Source organism: Mojavia sp., assembly GCF_059505145.1.
Genome location: NZ_JCACKA010000100.1, coordinates 1 through 17,482, shown reverse-complemented (window position 1 = coordinate 17,482; position 17,482 = coordinate 1). Strand labels below are relative to the sequence as shown.

Sequence of the window (17,482 nt, the reverse complement as noted above, 5' to 3'; positions counted from 1 at the left end):
GTATTTCTTTAGTAGTATTTGTTGAAGGCTGTGACTATAAAATCAATTTTGGCTCAAAAAACACTACTGCTTGTCTGAAATAGTTAGTCGTTTATAATTCATCATCACTGTAAATTTTTGGCTCAAAAGTTAACCTGTTTGGTTGGCTAGTTGGTTTGGATTTATTCTCTGGCTCCTTAGCTCTTGCTTTCTTGGCCTTAGTGGTTTTATTTGTTGAATCCGAGGATTGTTCACTTGTATAGGGCAATGAACTAGACGAGCCATCACCATTAGAAATCTCTTGTGAGGTCGATTGAGATGATGATTGAGAATTTAATTCCTCAGGTGAACCAAGCGAATTATCACCAGATGTATTAGCAGCCGTTGTCAAAGCTTTCTTGTGGAAACTCTTAATTCCACTGGCCGCGAGTTCTACCCCATGCCCCTGGAAAACATCAGCAACATCCTCATAGTCATAACCAGCATCCAACATATCCTGAATAGGTTGAGCGAGAGTTTTGATTAACTCCTCTAGACTGATAGTTTTAGGAGTAGCAGCTTTGTGTTTAAGACTAGATTGGATATCTTCTAGCTTGGATAAAGGAACAGCTTTAGGTTTACGGGGCATAGTCGGAAAATATCGGGTGTTGGGTATGGGGTGTTGGGTGTTGGGTAGGAATTCATATCAATGAATCCTTGCGGCTTAATCCATGCAGGTAAGAGGCGAGGATGTACAAAAAGATGATGATTATGCACTTTTCACTACACCCCACACCCTACCCCCAACACCCTAGTCTTGGTAGTAATAAATTCCTCCATTGTAAAAAAGAGCTAGACACAGTAACTTTAAGAATCTTGTCCAGATGTGAGGAATGTCAACAAGTATTAGCTACAGAGTTACTAAGGTAGACTAGGCTAAAAAAAGCAGAAACAGAAAATAAGTTCTGGGCTATCACCAGCCCTAGCTCCTATGGCTTATCTAAGGGATTGCCCCAGATTCCGCACGATGGTGTTGCAGTCATATCCGCGGACTGCCCCCTGGCTTTGGTTTGCCCTACCCCGTCGCTGAGGCATAGGCAAGCAATACGCCGTAACGCGCTGCGCGCTACTTTACCCTTCGGGTAAAGCGGCGTGAATTGCTTGTTGGGGGTGTCCCCCAAACCCCCATTACTCCTAGATTATTTGTAGGTTATGACTCAAACTGACCCCCGCCAAGCTTTAAGTGATCAACTGGCGATCGCGCTAAGTAATCGGGTAGTAGAACCCGATGATAAGCGAGAAATAACGATTACCTTTAGAGTCAGCACAGCAGAGAAATTAAGGCTAGAACAACGGTGTAATGGAGTGGTACAAAGTGATTATATAAGAGCAAGGTTATTTGATTACCCCCTGCCACACCCAAAGTTAACTATTCCAGAAGTTAACCGACAAGCTATCTACGAACTAAAAAAAATTGGGAATAATCTCAACCAGCAAACCAGAGCGATTAACGAAGCGGTGAAAATTGGTAGGCAACCGCTAACCAGCGATGTTAAAGAATATCTGCAAACAATTAAAGAATTAACTGCCTTATTAGAACAAACTCACGCCAGCTTATCTCAATCAATCTCAGACGAGGAGTAGCGAAATGATTACCAAAATTAAAGCTAATAAGTCATTTCGTGGCACTACTAAATACGTCATAGATAAAGAGAAAGCTAAAATTATTGGCGGGAATATGTATGGTAAAACAACTAATAAACTAGTTGAGCAATTCCGATTATCAGCCAATCTCAACCCCCAACTCCAAGACCCGTGCTATCACCTAATGCTGTCAATACCAAAAACTGACAGGACACTTAATGAGGAAGAATTAGCCAAAATATCTGAGAGACACTTTGCCAACGTTGTTGTGCTGTCGCGGTTAAAAGGGGAAGAATCCCAGGTTAAACAGCCTCTAAAAAGAATATCTGACACCAAGCTAAACCAACTAGTTGATGAATTTATTGAGACAGAATTACCAGCTTATGACTTTTTTATAGCGCGGCACTCTGACAAAGAACACGACCACACACATATCGTTGCATCTAGAGTTAATAACCTAGATGGTCTTTCTATTCGTACCTGGAATAATTACGCCCATTCGGAACACTCCGCCCGACTACTAGAGCGAGAATTTAAACTAACACCTGTCCCTTGTAGTTGGGAAAGTAAACGTAAAGCTATGACTCGAAATCAACTAGAACGAGTCGAGGATTTGGGGCTTCCCGGTGAAGAAATAATGCGCCGAGCGATTGAAGAGGTGGCAGTAAATAAACCAATAATGCCTCAGTTTATTGAGCAATTATGGAGGGAGTATCAAGTTAAAGCTGTGGTTAGTTATTACAGTCACGGCGGCGTAAGGGGTATTAAGTTTGGGATTGATGTCGGTTCAGTTAATGAAGATGGTAGCCTTCGCTTGCTCTGGAAACAAGGAGGTAATCTCAATAAATATAAGTGTTCTTTCAGCAAACTCCAGACAGAATTAGGAATAAACTACGACCCTCAGCGGGACGATAACGAAATTAAACGCTTAAATAAATTCTTAAAATCTGTAAATAATCAGCAACATAATCAGCAGGTAATCCCCAAAATATCTGTGGTTAATTCTCCAGCTATAGCTGAAATTAATCCCCAGATATACCCGGCATCATCAGAGGTATGTCAGGATGAAAGTGTTGCTTTATCCTTACTGGCACACGAAAAGAAAGACTCAGTATCACAAAAAGCAATCAAGGCAATAGTTGACTATGTTGAGCAATCAGCAGTTGAGTCAGTTCTAGCAGAAGCAGTACCATTATTGAGCCAGTCAATTGAGCAATATCGCCAGGGGTTAGCTCTAGCTAACGCGAATTATAAAGAGCTAATAACAGCATTAACTCCAGCAGAAAAAGAATCGGTATCACAAAAAGTAATCAAGGCAATAGTTGACTATGTTGAACAGTCAGCAGTTGAGTCAGTTCTAGCAGAAGCAGTACCATTATTGAGACAGTCAATTGAGCAATATCGCCAGGAATTAGCTCTAGCTAACGCGAATTATAAAGAGCTAATAACAGCATTAACTCCAGCAGAAAAAGACTTGGTATCGCAAAAAGCAATCAAGGCGATAGTTGACTATATTGAACAGTCAGCCGTTGAGTCAGTTTTAGTAGAGGTAGTACCATCGTTGAGGCAGTCATTTGACCAATATCGCCAGGGATTAGCTGAAGTTAACGCGAATTATAGAGAGCTAATAACAGCATTAACTCCAAAAGAAAAAGACTCAGTATCACAAAAAGCAATCAAGGCGATAGTTAACTATGTTGAACAGTCAGCAGTTGAGTCAATTCTGGCGGAAACAGTACCATTATTGAGGCAGTCAATTGAGCAATATCGCCAGGGATTGACTGAAGTTAACGCGAATTATAAAGAGCTAACAGCAGCATTAACTAAAGCAGAAAAAGACTTGGTATCGCAGAAAGCAATCAAGGCAATAGTTGACTATGTTGAGCAATCAGCCGTTGAGTCAGTTCTAACAGAAGCCGTACCATTATTGAGCCAGTCAATTGAGCAATATCGTCAGGGATTGGCTGAAGTTAACGCGAATTATAAAGAGCTAACAGCAGCATTAAATCAAAAATTAATCGCTCCAAAACCAAAGATAAATCCAGAGGTATCAGCCGAGTTATACAAATATTACAGTGCTGACTTGCACTCTTTATTAGTGACAGACCGAGATAAAGAAATTGCTTATAGGGCATTATTAGATAATCAGCCAGTACAAAATGTGGAAGAAATTATTCTAGTCAGTCCCGCCGGATGGACTCATGATGAAGCTAAAGCATTAGTGCTAATCGCGCAAAATAAACTGGCATCCAGGCAGGAACAACCAGAACAGCAACTCGATAATAAACAGCAATTGCAGTCGGAATATTTAGCTATAGCTATCCCTGTTACTGTGAAATTACTCAACTGGCAGTTACAAGAAAAAGGTGAACATAGCCTTAGGTTTAAACGTGCAACACTGTCAAAACAAGGAAAAGAATTAGTATTTACTCATGATGAACGCGGAGAAATTTTTCGCGTGTCACTCAACCGAAATCAGTCAGGTGAGCTTGAGTATTCAGCAATTAATGTAGGGGAATTAGAGAAAAATGACATTCAGTTTTGGCACGATTGCAACCAGGTATTGCAAGAAATTATAGAAGAAAAACAGCAACAACAAAGAAGATCCAGTAAAGGTCTGTCCCTCTAGTTGGTGGCGCAAGTCTTAACCGCTTCGCTCAAATAGGCGGTGTCTGTCACTGCCACAAGACCACTCGTTGAGTTACCGAAATAGTCGCAGGCAGCGGCAGACACTCCGCTGCGCCGCCTATTTGTTAAGACTTGCTTGAATTGTGGTAATTTGAATTGAATTCAGCGTGAGTGACCACAAATTTATTAGGGAAATTTTAGATGAATCCAGAGGCATAGGTAATGGGTGAAGCAAAACGGCGTAAACGGTTAGACCCAAACTATGGTCAGGGCAAAAAACAGATAGCTATGGATCTACAGCAAATGATTTATAGCTCCCCAATGGTTCAAGAAATGGCTATTAACCAGCTGTTAGAACAGGCAGATTTTTGGTTAAAAAAGACGGATTTACTTTATGAACCTGTTGCACAGTCGGAAGGGGAAAGGTTCTTGTGGACGACGCTGCCAATGCCTTCAAAGCCATTGGTCACAAGTTAAGGTTGTGAGGTAGTTGTCAAGGGGGTTTGAGAAGATGGCTGAAAGAAAAATCCAGGTGTGCCTCGTTGTTTATCAGGGAAGGGTGCAACGATGAGCTTCATGTTTGGTTTTCGTTGTCGTTTAACAATACCTAAATCTTGATTTTCTGGCGCAGCGAAATACTTAATAGGCTCAGTTGCTAAACCTTTTTGATGAGCCACATAAAAATGATAAAGACCGCGATAAATCATCTCTAAAGAAATGGAGTCAAAAGGTAGAGAAAGTTCGTCTGCTACAGCATCACCTAAATCAACTAAGACAGCATAAAATAACCAAGTACCCCAAATTTGTAATTGAACACCATTGATTGAACCAGTCCATAAATAACTTAAACCCAAAAGCCGCTTGACAGTATTAAAAGCATCTTCAATCCGCCATCTGCGACGATATAAATCAGCGACAACGTATGGAGGTAAAGCAGTAGGGTCAAGTACGTTGGTTAAATAAGAATGCCATGTCTTAGCTGAACGAACTTCGACCAGACGTAAAGTAACAAACGGAGTTTTCTTAGTGCCAGAGCCAAGACGTATCAGACGGTCGCGTAAAGAAAAGCTATCTGTAAACACTTGTTGGACATGAATCGCTGCTCCCTTTTTTAACCGGGTTATGAAGTTTACATTTTTAGCAATTAGTTGTAGCCAAAAATTAAAGTGATAAAATCCTCTATCTAATAAAAGCAGGGTATTAGGAGTAACTAAATTTAAAATATCTGCTTCAAACTTTGTATCAGCAGTTCTGGGATTCTCACGCTCACCATATTTCCACAGGCAACAGATTTTTTAAATCTATTACTGTGGACATCTTTCCAGCTAACTTACCAGGAGGTGCATCTTTTAAACTTTCAAGTTTTTGAAATAACGCTTCTAGAGTTGAACAGTCTACTATCCAAATCTTTTCAAATTTCGTCAAAGTAAATTCAACACTTTCTGGGATTTTACGTTGGTTTCTGCTTTGCCATGAAGCTTGTAAATGTGGCAATAAATCTTTAAATACTTTCTCGAATAATTGAGCCGGAAAAGTTAAAAACCTTTGAGATATTGCTTGCTGGCTAACCTCAAGGGGTCTACACCACAAAAAACCTTCTCGCGTTAACATTCTGGTCAATTCTGTGACTCCAGCCACATCACGCCAGAGCAGGGTTAATACCGCCGCTACCATTAATGCTAAGTTGAGAATTCTGTCTCTTAATCCTAGTTGCCGATAGTAATTTTCTTGGGATGTAATGGCTGGGGTTAGTAATGCCGACAGATGCGATGCTATTACTTCGTCTTCCACCATCGGCCGTTGCTTCTTTTTGGCATGATCTCGATTGGTCTTACGGCTACTACTCACAGTTTTTTACAATTGCTCAAGTATTTGTCTTAACTGAGTTTCACATAATTTTTTGGTCAGCAAATCATCCTAGCAAGCCAGTACGATAATGATAATCAAACATGAGGGTGGGGGAGGAGGCGAGCGTCGCTCGCCTCCTCCCCTGAGCTACGATTATCATTCTTATGCAAATATATTTACTCTCAAAGAGGTATTGACAAAATTTACTTACTTTTAACTTGTCCCCAATGGGCCTTATGTTTGATTTCCTGTACCCTGATATTTAATAGTGATGCTGTCATACTTCTAAAATGCAGCATTTACGAGCGCACCTGCGGAATGTGGGCCCGTGGATTCGTAAATAAATATTACGTATTAGTTTTCGATTGAGTTTTCAAAGGCTTGTATATCCAGGCAATATACACTGCGGCTACTAGGCTACTCAAAATAAATAACGATTTGGTTCCCACGCGCCCAGAACCTACGGCTACCAATATACCTGCTGCTGGTAGGCTTAATTGGTTTAACAGCACAATTAACCCTACAGTCTTGCCTAAGTGTTGGCTAGGAATCCATTGGACGCGCTCAGTACGGATGTATACATTAAACAAACCAGTAGAACCGGAGGCTAATGCATAACCCAGCACAAACAGGTAAAAATTATTAGCAAAACCCATTAACATACCTCCGCACAAGACGGCAAGGTAGGCAGTAATACCCAGGCTGAACACGCTAAAGTGCTTGGTTAATTTAGGCACTAGGAAAAAGGAGACTACCCCTAGCAGACCCGCAGTGGTATTTAACACACCAAAGTAACTGTCAGGCTTATTAAAAGTACCAGTGATTAATGGCGCACCAGTTGCTAGCGCTATGCCAATAATTAGGTTAACTAGAATGCTGAGTGCCGTTAAGGTCAGCAGGTTAGGATAGTCTAGCAGTACCTTAGCCCCTTGGACAATATCACGCCAAATCTGCTTTTTACTTGACTTAGCAATCTGTACATTTAAGGCTGAACCTAACAATGTAACACCTAGAAAACCTAAACAGAATAGTCCTGCGGCAATCAATAAAAAATCTTGGTTTTTTAAATACAGTGCCAACATTGCAGCTAGCGCGGGGCCAAAAATGCTAGAAGTTTGGTCAATCCCCTGAAGGATGCTTTGTGCTTTGGGTAAATCTGCCTTACTTACCAATTTGGGAACCGTGGATTCCATTGCAATAAAGGCTTGTGCATAAAAAAACGCGCAAATACTCATCACCAGACTGACAATGACGAATATGTTAGTGGGAAATAGCTTGATCAACAAGAAACCCAACAAACAAACCGTCATCCGCACAAAGTCGGCGAGTAAATAAACTTTTTTGCCGCCCAAGCGATCACTAAAAGATCCAGCAATAGGGAGAGAAAGTACTCGCGGAGTCCATTCAATAAAAAAAGCCAACCCAACTAGTGAAACATTCTGAGTGCTTTTATAAATAATCAATGGAACCGCAAACAATAAAAACTGATCACCCAAAGCTGAACAAAAACGTGATACTAAAAACTGAATAACTTTGAAATTATTCACAACTTGCCTACCTGTCGTAATTATTCATCAATTAAGGCTGTTACAAAGACTGGTATCTGAGTGCAAGCACTCACTTCCAAGAGTTATACTGAACTCTTGATTGGTTCAATATTTACTTGAGCAAATAGTTCTTGTAGAAAACTCTGTAACGACTCGCTGCTGTCACTACCGATAACACCAGCTAGCGGAATTTCAATTGCTTGGTAAGTAATATGCTGGGGCAACTTTTGCTCTGTAGACAATTGGTTCCAGCGTACTATATAGGGATGATTGCGAAACCTTTCATGTCCAGAGATGCGGCAGTAATCTGCTTGATAATGGTGACCAGGAAAAACATACCAACCAAATTTATTGGCTCTATTAGTAGTTTCTGGAAATTCCAACTCCTCGCCCAGCCATATTTTTAGTTCTGCTGAAGGCAAATGAATATTGGTAGCCAAATTAAAAGTATCAACTACATCAGCCCCGCCCACTCGGTTAGCAACTTCCAAGAATACTAAACCTTTTTTATTAGCAATTGCCTCTAAATGGAAGCTGCCATTGTTAAGTTCAACAGCACTCAAAACTCGACCGATCCATACTTTATCTTCATCACTAATATCAATTTGCACAGATCCCAAAGGCTGACCATTAGCATATCCCAGACAATCCCCTACATATTGACTGCCGAGTACAACTTTCACTTCGCCATTCTGCACTAAACCATCAAAATGAACAATAGCCCCTTGGATAAATTCTTCCACTTCAAACTGTGCCAAATCCGGGTTGTCCCGATCCAGCAAATCAATTCCGGTATTCTGCAACTGTAAAGCCAAAAGCAATGAGTGAATAGAAGCAAATACCTTCACGTTTTCACTAGATGCGCCATCAACTGGTTTTACAACAACTTGCCCTTCCCACTTGGGCAGTTGTTCTAGCTGTGATAGAGGTAAAAACTCAGGTACGCGAATTCCAGCAGCGCCAACAATGGCTTTCATAATGACTTTGTTACGTACTTTTTCTACCTGCGCCAGGGTAGAGCCGGGAATACCAAAATGTTCTCGTATTTTCGCAGCATCCAGAAGTTCGTATTCAGATAACGATATGACTTGCTCAAACTGCAACTGTTGTTGTTCAATTAATTCAATGACTTCATCCGCAGTTTTAGTAACCCCTGGTCGAATCAACTTTTTACAATTCAAAAATTCTGGAATATTGCTCAGTGCTTTTTCAGTACCAACATATGTGATTTCATGAAGATTATGGTCGATGCCACGATGGTAATCAATTTTGTGGTATGGAATCCGATGTAAAATCAAAATTTTCATGAGTATTCCTTGAATTTACTAATAACAAAAACAGTTAGTCACTAAGCCTTAAAACTATAAACTCAACGGATGTGCCACTGCGAATAGTCAACAACTAGAACATCAGAATCTCATTATCAATGCCTCATATCCTATGGCAATTTTTGTTTAAATAGCCAAAACCATCGTGGGTTCTTCTTGATAAATATAATGACCTATAACCTTTTGCCAACAATCATTAATGGTGGTCTTCAAACCGAAAACATCTAGCTTGGCATTGGGACTATATACGCAAACCATTGCGATAAAATCACCATTATCTTTGGGAATAGCTCTCACCCAGTTTCTCTGAATTGGCAGTAGGGTAAAATCAAACCATTCTAGTTCCTGGTTAATTGCAGCTTTGTTGTATAGCTTTAAAGCTCTGTTAAACAAGCGTTCTGGTTCATCTTTAACTGCTGCTAGGTCTAGATAACCATCATGGGGACACCCAAGCATAATCGTAGCTGCAACTCCTTGCGGAGTAGGTAATTGCTTTGGCAAGGGCTGACCTAATACTTTATCAACCCAAAGATGATAAAAATTCAAACCATACACTCGTTCAGCGAGCGACCAAATCTTCATACCCGCAGGACGACGGTTGGGTTCAACAACGCCGGCTTGAGTAGCATCTTTGTCAATCTTGATTTCGTTATGGAACGGCCCATTACACTGGCCTACTAAAACATTCGCTAACTTACCAACACGAGTTAGTAAATGCTCTTGAGCCTGGCTCAATCTGGCTGGTAAAATCTGACCTGTTTCTACTGGGTAACGACCACTAGCACTACATTTTTCTGTCAGGAAGTGCAAATGTCCCAGCCCATCAAAAGAATATTCCTCTCGTAAGGGAATTACCTGTTCGCAGATAATTCCACCGGAGAAATAAGGTTCAACTTCTTGTAAAGCTTGCCGTAAATCTGCGTTAGCATTTAAAAACACTACTCCTCGGTTATTGCCTTCACAAGCAGGTTTTAATACTACACCTCCAGGATGATGGCGCACAAAATCCAATAACTCGTCAGCATTATGGATAATGGCATGGGCAGGGATAAACATGCCTTGAGGTTCTAATATTGATTGATGTTGAGCTTCAATCTGACGATAAAGAATTTTGGAAAAAGCCCCAGCTGCTAAAGTGGCGTTATCTACAGGCAAGTTTAATTGTTCTAATAACTGGGCGCCACTTTGTACTGCATTGTCCGAGAATACTAAACCACCTCGTAACTGTTGGCGAAAAGGCTCCAGTGACTTGAGCCCAGCGGTTACGAAGTCTGAGCTACAGGGATCTAGTGCTAATACAACGTCAGCAATCCGATAATCATGTGGAGCTGGGTTGGCGCGGAGCAGAAGTGTTTTCACGCCATAACGCTCATAGGCATACTTCCGCATAGAAGCGACATCATCAATACGGCTGAGATTGTAATCAATAATTAGCAAAAAAGAATCGGAATTTTCTGTGATATTCATCATATTGTTTATGCAGTAATAACATTTCTCTTTTAGAGAAAAACCTCTCCTGTGGTTGCCGCTACGCGAACGGTGATTTTGAATTGGTAGAATTTCTCTTGGTCATCTCGAACTGTAGATTGCTAATTTTTGTAAGCTATCAAGAGTCAACAGACCAAAGTAATTTTTGACTCTTGATAGCTTTTAGGAAAAAATATGCAATCTAAAAGCTCAGTAGCTCATTACTCGTAATCAACTTGAATAGTATTTCGAGATTCAGCGATTAATTTTGGCAGCAGCTGATTCTTTTTGTTTTCAGGAATAGCCCAGAGAATTTGTCCAAGAAACACTTCTCGCACCGTTTCCACTACCTCTGTGCCTGCCTTTAAAGACACCTGCACAATATCGGGTTCTAAACAGCAAATGTTCTGTTGAATTGTGCGAATTCGACCAGGTTTGGCAAAATAAACCCGAAAATAACTGCTCATTGGACTTGGTTGATAAGTTACTGTACCCAGGTCAAACTTTGCCAGTTGGTTTTTTTGCTGTAACTGTTCTTCATCTATTTGGTACAGCAGATTATTCAGCCATAGTTGGGTCATGCTGATCCCCAGCGTCAATATACTGACACTCGGGGAAATTAACGCCCCTCCAACTCGTGGATTGATTTCAATTACTTCCCAATGGTCGTTGTAACACCTTGCTTCAAGATGATAGCAACCCCATTGCAACTGCAAATGTTGAAAAATTGGTTCAATCCAAGCTCTAGCTTTTTTTAGCTGTATCTCATCCAAGCTAATGGGTGGTGCAACACAGGCATTTTCTAAAACTGCACTACCAGATTCGTCTACCTCTACCTTTTCATGAATAGCAACGACGAACGGTTGTCCGTCAACAGCCATAATCTCAAAGCTAAACTCCTGTCCGGGAATGTAATCTTCTGCCATAAAACCACGATTGGCAGAAAATATCGAGCTGTATATCAAGTCGCTTGCTATCTCACTCTGAATCTTTTCGATATCTTGCCAGGTTTTGTCTGCGGTTAAACGAAAGGTGGCGTAGGAAGCAATACCTGTGACTGGTTTGACAAAAGCCGATTTGCCTTTGGATTGCAAATCTAGCCATGTGCGTTCGTTAAGTAATACAGAATCAACTTGGCTCAGACCTGCTTGATTTAATTGCTGCCGTAATTCATATTTATTCAATAGTAATTCGACTTGGGCGGGTTCGATATCAGCTACACCAAGGATTTGATTGGCTTTTGCCATAAAGGTGCGATAGCCTTCCCAAACACTCAAACAGCAAACTATGGAGTAACCCTGTGCTGCTAATTTTTGCATTACCCGTTCTACATCTTCCCAGGTAAGGGCATGGTTTTCGGTGACTGCAAACCACGCACTTTTTGCTTGCAATTCCTGAATCCGGTGACTATTTGCAGGGAGAGGAAGGGAAGAGAGTACAAAACTCTCTAAACTGTGTGTAGCAACATTACTAATCAGTTCTTCCATGAAGGAATAACCGCAGTGACTTAGTAATAAAACACCTGTTTGATTCATAGTTTCCTTATGCTGCTACTGATTCCTTTTGAGCAGACTCAACGATGTCTGCGTAAATTTCACGGAAGTACATAGCGAGAATTTCCTGTTGTTCTTGCAGATACCTTTTCAGGCTAGCGATATCTTCGTCGTCCTTGATAATGTAACGAATAGCATTCCACACTTCACCTGGATGGTCATCATTAGTATCGGTATAAGAATGAGCGATTTGACCGCCAATTTTATCGACACCAATGGTTTTTTTCATGGCATCAATTTTCTTCGGTTCCTTTTTGACGTTGACATATTCTACAAGATAGGAATAAGCTAAAACGCCAAGAGATCCTTCGTGATCCAATAGATAAGAGAAGAAACCAACTAATAGTTTGGTAGACAGGTATGGTTCAGTATTCAATAACTCTTCGCGGGATATACCAGCTTTTTCTAAATCTTGGATAAATAGTTCATCATGCAGCATTTCTTCCATTTCGTAGTTTGCCCAAATCTGTGCTGCTTCTGGGCTTTCTTTGGCGATTTCCGCTATAGCTTTGGATTCAACTACCCGTAAAAGGCGAATACGCCAAACAGTTTCAATCAAGTGACGTTGATAATAACGCTGATTTATTAGTTCGCCTTCAAAGTGGGTGGCAAAAGGAACTGTTTGTTCCCATTTATCAATTTGCAAATCAATTAAATTATCAATTTCCTGACGCAAATTAGCAGATGCGATGGGATTTAAGAAAGGTCTTTTACGAATTAAGCCGGTATTTTGACAACGATTCATATTTTTTCTCCTGTTATTGTTGAAATTTGTGAAAATGGAACAAATTAGTTAAAAGTACAAGATTGAGATACTGAACAGCATCCCCAGATTTAAGTTTGGGCGTATTGAGTACTAATAAATTTCTGTGAGACATTACTACACAAGCCAATATAAAAGAGTAGTGACTGTTCTAGGTTCACTAAATATCGGTACTTGTAAATTCTTGCTCAAAGTGATAAGACAACTGATTGACTGATTCACTTTCAAAGTTTTTTTCACAAGAAATGATGTAGCTATTTACATCAATATCTTGTCCAACGAAGGGATTTATTCCATCACATAAAATAGCAGATTGTAGTGTTTCTAAAAAAGGTATTTCAGGATTTAATTCTGTGTTTGGTAAACTGTACATAGGTGATTTCCTATTAGTGATTAGCGGATGATGAAGTAAACAAAATAAGAGATGGATAAAATAGTCTAGCTGCCAACAGGTTGAATCGTGATATCACCTTGTAAGCGACATTGACATGCAAGTCGATAGCACTCTTCGGGATAACCTAAAGTAGTCAAGAATTCCCGTTCGATATAATTGGCTTCAGTAAGATTTGGTGTGCCTTCCAGTACTTCAATAACACATGCGCCACAGGCTCCAGCGCGACAGCCAAAGGGAATAATAGTTTCTTTGACTTCTTCTAAAAGAGTTAGGACTGAATTCCGAGGTAGTTCAATTAATTCGCCCGAAGGCTTAATTAATATGTTTGGCATACATTTTTTTGGTGGCGTACAAAAAGTCCTTGCTTTTGAATTCATGAATAAAGTATTGCTTATAAAACTAGAAACCCCAATACGGATAAGCTCAGGAGTTTGAGGCAGTAAGCTTGAGTTTGAAAATTGAAGAATATCAGGTGTATCAAAAAAAGATCAGGAAAACTCAGATAAACTCAGAGTTACCCCATAGCAAATAGCTTTCTCATTCCGCTCATGGATTTTGAAGATATTCTGAGATTTGTAGATGAATCCGTCTATGCCAAAACAGGCAAACGTTTAAAAGACGTTGACATACTAATTATTCGGGGTTCTTGGCAGGGACAGAACTACCAAGAGATTGCTGAGGCTCATGGTTATACCGACAAGTACTTTAAACAAGATGTTGGCCCTAGGTTCTGGAGGCTGTTGTCAGAGACATTCGGAGAAAGAGTTAGTAAGACAAACTTTCGGGCAACTCTAGAACGCCATTATCAATCTTGCTTTTCAAATCTTAAGGAGGCGACTGAGCCAAGCTTTCGGCAAGTAGTGGAGTTGAGAAAACAAACAGATCTCTCTGTTAGCCCCAAAAGCCCAGAATTTCCAGAGGGAATATTAGCATTGGATTCTCCCTTCTATATAGAACGTCCTCCCACCGAGTCAGAATGTTATCAGGAGATTTTGAGGACAGGTTCGCTAATTCGGATTAAAGGTACTAAAAGAATGGGAAAAACTTCACTGTTGAACAGGATTTTAGCTTACACACAACAGTATGAGTATCAAGTAATACGTATTAACCTACGACAAGCTGAAAAATCAGTTTTTATAAGCTTGGATAAATTTTTGCGATGGTTCTGTGCCAATGCCAGTCGCCAACTCAATCAAAAACCGAGCCTAGAAAACTATTGGGATGAGGAAGTTGGTAGCAAAGTAAGTTGCACTAGTTACATCCAAATGCATTTACTGGAGCAGGCAAACCGTAACCTTGTTATAGGTTTAGATGAGATTGATGTAGTGTTCAACTATCCTGATATTGCCGAAGACTTTCTCTCATTACTTAGGGAGTGGCATGAGGAAGCCAAAATTAATGAGATCTGGGAACGCCTTCGACTAATAGTTACACACTCTACAGAAGTGTATATTCCCTTAAATATCCATCAATCTCCATTTAATGTAGGACTACCAATCAAGTTGTCAGAATTTAATCAACAGCAAATTCAGCACTTAGCTAGTCTTTACAGACTGAGTTTGTCCGATGAGGATATTAATCAATTGATTGCGATGGTAGGTGGACATCCTTACCTAATCCAGCAAGCCTTATATTATCTTTGGCGTGAAAAAATTTCCTTAGAGCAGCTTTTACAAACATCTCCTACTGAGGGCGGAATCTATAGCGACCATCTACGGAGCTACCTGGGATATATTCAAAAACGCCCAGAGTTAGCTCAATCATTCAAGCAAGTTATCACAGCTAGTAGCCCAGTTCAGTTAGAACCAGTGTTAATGTATCAGTTAGATAGTATGGGACTGGTACAACTTGACGGTAATCAAGTAAAGCCGAGTTGTGAGTTGTATCGGCAGTATTTTACAGCCACACTTCCTTAAGTTTTGCTAGAAAATGACTCAATCTTAACAGCAGTTATGGCCCCAACTAACAATATAGAGTACAAATATACTGTTGGAGGAAGCTTACCACCTGATGCTTCTACTTATGTAACGCGGTCGGCTGACCATGAGTTGTTGAAAGCACTAAAGGATGGTGAGTTTTGCTATGTATTAAACTCACGCCAGATGGGAAAGTCCAGCTTGCGTGTGAGAACAATGCAACTTTTAAAAGCTGAAGGGTTTGCTTGTGCTGCAATTGATATAACAAAGCTGGGAAGCAAGCAAATTACAGCAGCCCAGTGGTATAAGGGGTTAGTTGTTGAGTTAGTTAGAGGCTTTAGCCTTTCAAGGAAGTTTGACTTAAAAGTTTGGCGAGATGAGCATAAAGAGCTATCAGCTTTACAACAGCTAAGTCTATTTATTGAAGATGTATTGCTCATCGAGATTCCCGCCGAAAAAATTGTGATTTTTTTCGATGAAATAGATAGTGTCAAAAGTTTAGATTTTTCTACTGATGATTTTTTCGCCTTTATTCGTTCTTGCTATAACCAACGAGTTGATAATTCAGAATTTAATCGTCTCACCTTCTGCTTATTAGGGGTAGCAACGCCATCAGATTTAATTCTTGATAAACGGCGTACGCCATTTAATATTGGTCGAGCTATCGAACTCACAGGATTCAAGTTTGAGGAAGCTAAAATAGCACTGCTTCAAGGATTAGCGGAGCAAGTAGATAATCCTGAATCAGTTTTACTAGAATTGTTAGATTGGACGGGTGGTCAACCTTTTCTTACACAGAAATTGTGCAAACTAGTTTCTGAAAAGTCAGAAAGCAGAAGAATAGATGTTGAGCAGCTAGTGCAAAAGTATGTCATAGAGAATTGGGAATCCCAGGATGAGCCAGAACATCTAAAAACGATATGGAATCGTATTTTAAGTACTAAACACTATGTAGTGCGGATTTTAGGAATTTATCAACAACTTTTGCAATGTAACGAAGTATCAGCAGATGGCAGCCCTGAACAAATAGAATTACAACTCACTGGACTAGCAATAAAGCATCAAAGTAAGCTACAAGTATATAACCGCATTTATGTAGATATTTTCAATTCAGGCTACGTTGATAAAGCATTATCAAGCTTACGACCTTATGCAGCAGAACTAACGGCTTGGATAGAAGCAGGGTGCCAAGATGATGCATATTTACTACATGGGCAAGCATTACGAGATGCTCAAGACTGGGCCATAGGAAAAAGTTTAAGTGACCAAGATTACCGATTTTTAGCTGCCAGCCAGGAGCTAGATAAACGAGCAGTTCAATTTGCTTTAGATGCTGAGAGAAAAGCAAAGGAAATGATTTCTTCTGCTCAGAGAAAGGTAGAAATATCATTGGAAGAGGAAAGACAAGCAAACCAACGATTCCTGGCTGCACAACGCCAAACCAGACGACAAATATATGTAGGGTTCTTTATTCTAGCTTTGTCTATCGCCGGAGCAGTACAGGCAATAATTATCCGCCAAACGTCTTTAGAGAGAATGCAATTAGAGCAAAAAGGAACTACTACATGGCGGCAGTTCTTTGAATATAGCCAAATTGATGCACTTCTTTCAGCAGTAGAGGTTGGCCAAGAGTTAAAGCTTTTAGTTGCGAATAAAAGGTCGCTATCTGAATATCCTGCTTATAGCCCTTTATTCAGTTTATTGACTATACTTTCCAAAATTCACGAGCAGAATCGCCTAGATGGACACAAAGGCCCGGTTAACGACATCGATTTTAGCTTTGATGGGCAGGTATTTGTTTCTGCTAGCAATGATTTTTCTCTAATATTTTGGCAAAGAAACGGCAATTTGATTGCTAAGCGCGTTAAAGATCGCGATTGGGTTAATAGTGTCAGCTTTAGTCCGGATGGACAAATTTTAGCCTCTGCAAGTAACGACAAAACTATCAAGCTCTGGAGACGAGATGGTACTTTAATTACTACTATTCCTGCACACAATGCACCTGTTAATAGTGTCAGCTTTAGTCCGGATGGACAAATTTTAGCCTCTGCAAGTAACGACAAAACTATCAAGCTCTGGAGACGAGATGGTACTTTAATTACTACTATTCCTGCACACAATGCACCTGTTAATAGTGTCAGCTTTAGTCCGGATGGACAAACTTTAGTCTCTGCAAGTAACGACAAAACTATCAAGCTCTGGAGACGAGATGGTACTTTAATTACTACTATTCCTGCACACAATGCACCTGTTAATAGTGTCAGCTTTAGTCCGGATGGACAAACTTTAGTCTCTGCAAGTAACGACAAAACTATCAAGCTCTGGAGACGAGATGGTACTTTAATTACTACTATTCCTGCACACAATGCACCTGTTAATAGTGTCAGCTTTAGTCCGGATGGACAAACTTTAGTCTCTGCAAGTAACGACAAAACT

The 17,482-nt window shown here is 40.2% G+C and carries 13 protein-coding genes and 1 pseudogene; 5 read left to right on the top strand and 9 right to left on the bottom strand.

Annotation, left to right across the window (positions count from 1 at the left end; all coding sequences use genetic code 11):
* Nucleotides 1–91: 91 nt before the first annotated feature.
* Nucleotides 92–607 (bottom strand): hypothetical protein, encoded by a 516-nt coding sequence (locus AC5JL8_RS28150; RefSeq protein ID WP_495882980.1) that lies wholly within the window; start codon nucleotides 605–607, stop codon nucleotides 92–94.
* 563 nt (nucleotides 608–1,170) lie between these two features.
* On the opposite strand from AC5JL8_RS28150, the gene AC5JL8_RS28145 reads away from it, so the two are divergent.
* The 3 genes from AC5JL8_RS28145 (at nucleotide 1,171) to AC5JL8_RS28135 (ending at nucleotide 4,707) form a co-directional block, all read left to right on the top strand.
* A complete protein-coding gene (locus AC5JL8_RS28145; RefSeq protein WP_495882979.1) occupies nucleotides 1,171–1,602 on the top strand; it encodes a plasmid mobilization protein in 432 nt (143 codons plus the stop codon).
* Nucleotides 1,603–1,606: 4 nt separating this feature from the next.
* Nucleotides 1,607–4,231: a relaxase/mobilization nuclease domain-containing protein gene (locus AC5JL8_RS28140; protein ID WP_495882978.1), complete on the top strand. Its 2,625-nt coding sequence runs from the start codon at nucleotides 1,607–1,609 to the stop codon at nucleotides 4,229–4,231.
* Nucleotides 4,232–4,452: 221 nt separating this feature from the next.
* A complete protein-coding gene (locus AC5JL8_RS28135; RefSeq protein WP_495882977.1) occupies nucleotides 4,453–4,707 on the top strand; it encodes a hypothetical protein in 255 nt (84 codons plus the stop codon).
* Here the strand turns inward: AC5JL8_RS28135 and AC5JL8_RS28130 are convergent.
* The 8 genes and pseudogenes from AC5JL8_RS28130 to AC5JL8_RS28095 all read right to left on the bottom strand — a co-directional run bounded on the left by AC5JL8_RS28130 (nucleotide 4,704) and on the right by AC5JL8_RS28095 (nucleotide 13,462).
* A pseudogene (locus AC5JL8_RS28130) lies at nucleotides 4,704–6,024 on the bottom strand (IS4 family transposase). The gene AC5JL8_RS28135 and the pseudogene AC5JL8_RS28130 overlap by 4 nt on opposite strands.
* 401 nt (nucleotides 6,025–6,425) lie before the next feature.
* Complete coding sequence (locus tag AC5JL8_RS28125; RefSeq protein WP_495882976.1) at nucleotides 6,426–7,625, bottom strand: MFS transporter; 1,200 nt, start codon at nucleotides 7,623–7,625, stop codon at nucleotides 6,426–6,428.
* An 83-nt stretch (nucleotides 7,626–7,708) separates the two neighbouring features.
* The gene (locus AC5JL8_RS28120) at nucleotides 7,709–8,932 is read right to left on the bottom strand and encodes an ATP-grasp domain-containing protein (RefSeq protein ID WP_495882975.1); all 1,224 of its coding nucleotides are present in this window, start codon (nucleotides 8,930–8,932) and stop codon (nucleotides 7,709–7,711) included.
* Between the two features lie 147 nt (nucleotides 8,933–9,079).
* A complete protein-coding gene (locus AC5JL8_RS28115; RefSeq protein ID WP_495882974.1) occupies nucleotides 9,080–10,423 on the bottom strand; it encodes an ATP-grasp domain-containing protein in 1,344 nt (447 codons plus the stop codon).
* Between the two features lie 218 nt (nucleotides 10,424–10,641).
* Nucleotides 10,642–11,955 (bottom strand): ATP-grasp domain-containing protein, encoded by a 1,314-nt coding sequence (locus AC5JL8_RS28110; protein ID WP_495882973.1) that lies wholly within the window; start codon nucleotides 11,953–11,955, stop codon nucleotides 10,642–10,644.
* A gap of 7 nt (nucleotides 11,956–11,962) precedes the next feature.
* Nucleotides 11,963–12,718: a hypothetical protein gene (locus tag AC5JL8_RS28105; protein ID WP_495882972.1), complete on the bottom strand. Its 756-nt coding sequence runs from the start codon at nucleotides 12,716–12,718 to the stop codon at nucleotides 11,963–11,965.
* A gap of 178 nt (nucleotides 12,719–12,896) precedes the next feature.
* The gene (locus AC5JL8_RS28100) at nucleotides 12,897–13,109 is read right to left on the bottom strand and encodes a hypothetical protein (protein ID WP_495882971.1); all 213 of its coding nucleotides are present in this window, start codon (nucleotides 13,107–13,109) and stop codon (nucleotides 12,897–12,899) included.
* 65 nt (nucleotides 13,110–13,174) lie between these two features.
* Nucleotides 13,175–13,462: a 2Fe-2S iron-sulfur cluster-binding protein gene (locus AC5JL8_RS28095; RefSeq protein WP_495882970.1), complete on the bottom strand. Its 288-nt coding sequence runs from the start codon at nucleotides 13,460–13,462 to the stop codon at nucleotides 13,175–13,177.
* Nucleotides 13,463–13,678: 216 nt separating this feature from the next.
* Between AC5JL8_RS28095 and AC5JL8_RS28090 the strand changes: the two genes are divergently transcribed.
* Together AC5JL8_RS28090 and AC5JL8_RS28085 are read left to right on the top strand one after the other, a co-directional pair.
* Nucleotides 13,679–15,046, top strand: a complete 1,368-nt coding sequence (locus AC5JL8_RS28090; protein ID WP_495882969.1) for an AAA-like domain-containing protein — start codon at nucleotides 13,679–13,681, stop codon at nucleotides 15,044–15,046.
* Between the two features lie 36 nt (nucleotides 15,047–15,082).
* Nucleotides 15,083–17,482, top strand: a 2,400-nt coding sequence (locus AC5JL8_RS28085; RefSeq protein ID WP_495882968.1) for an AAA-like domain-containing protein, incomplete at its 3' end; no start/stop codon positions are given.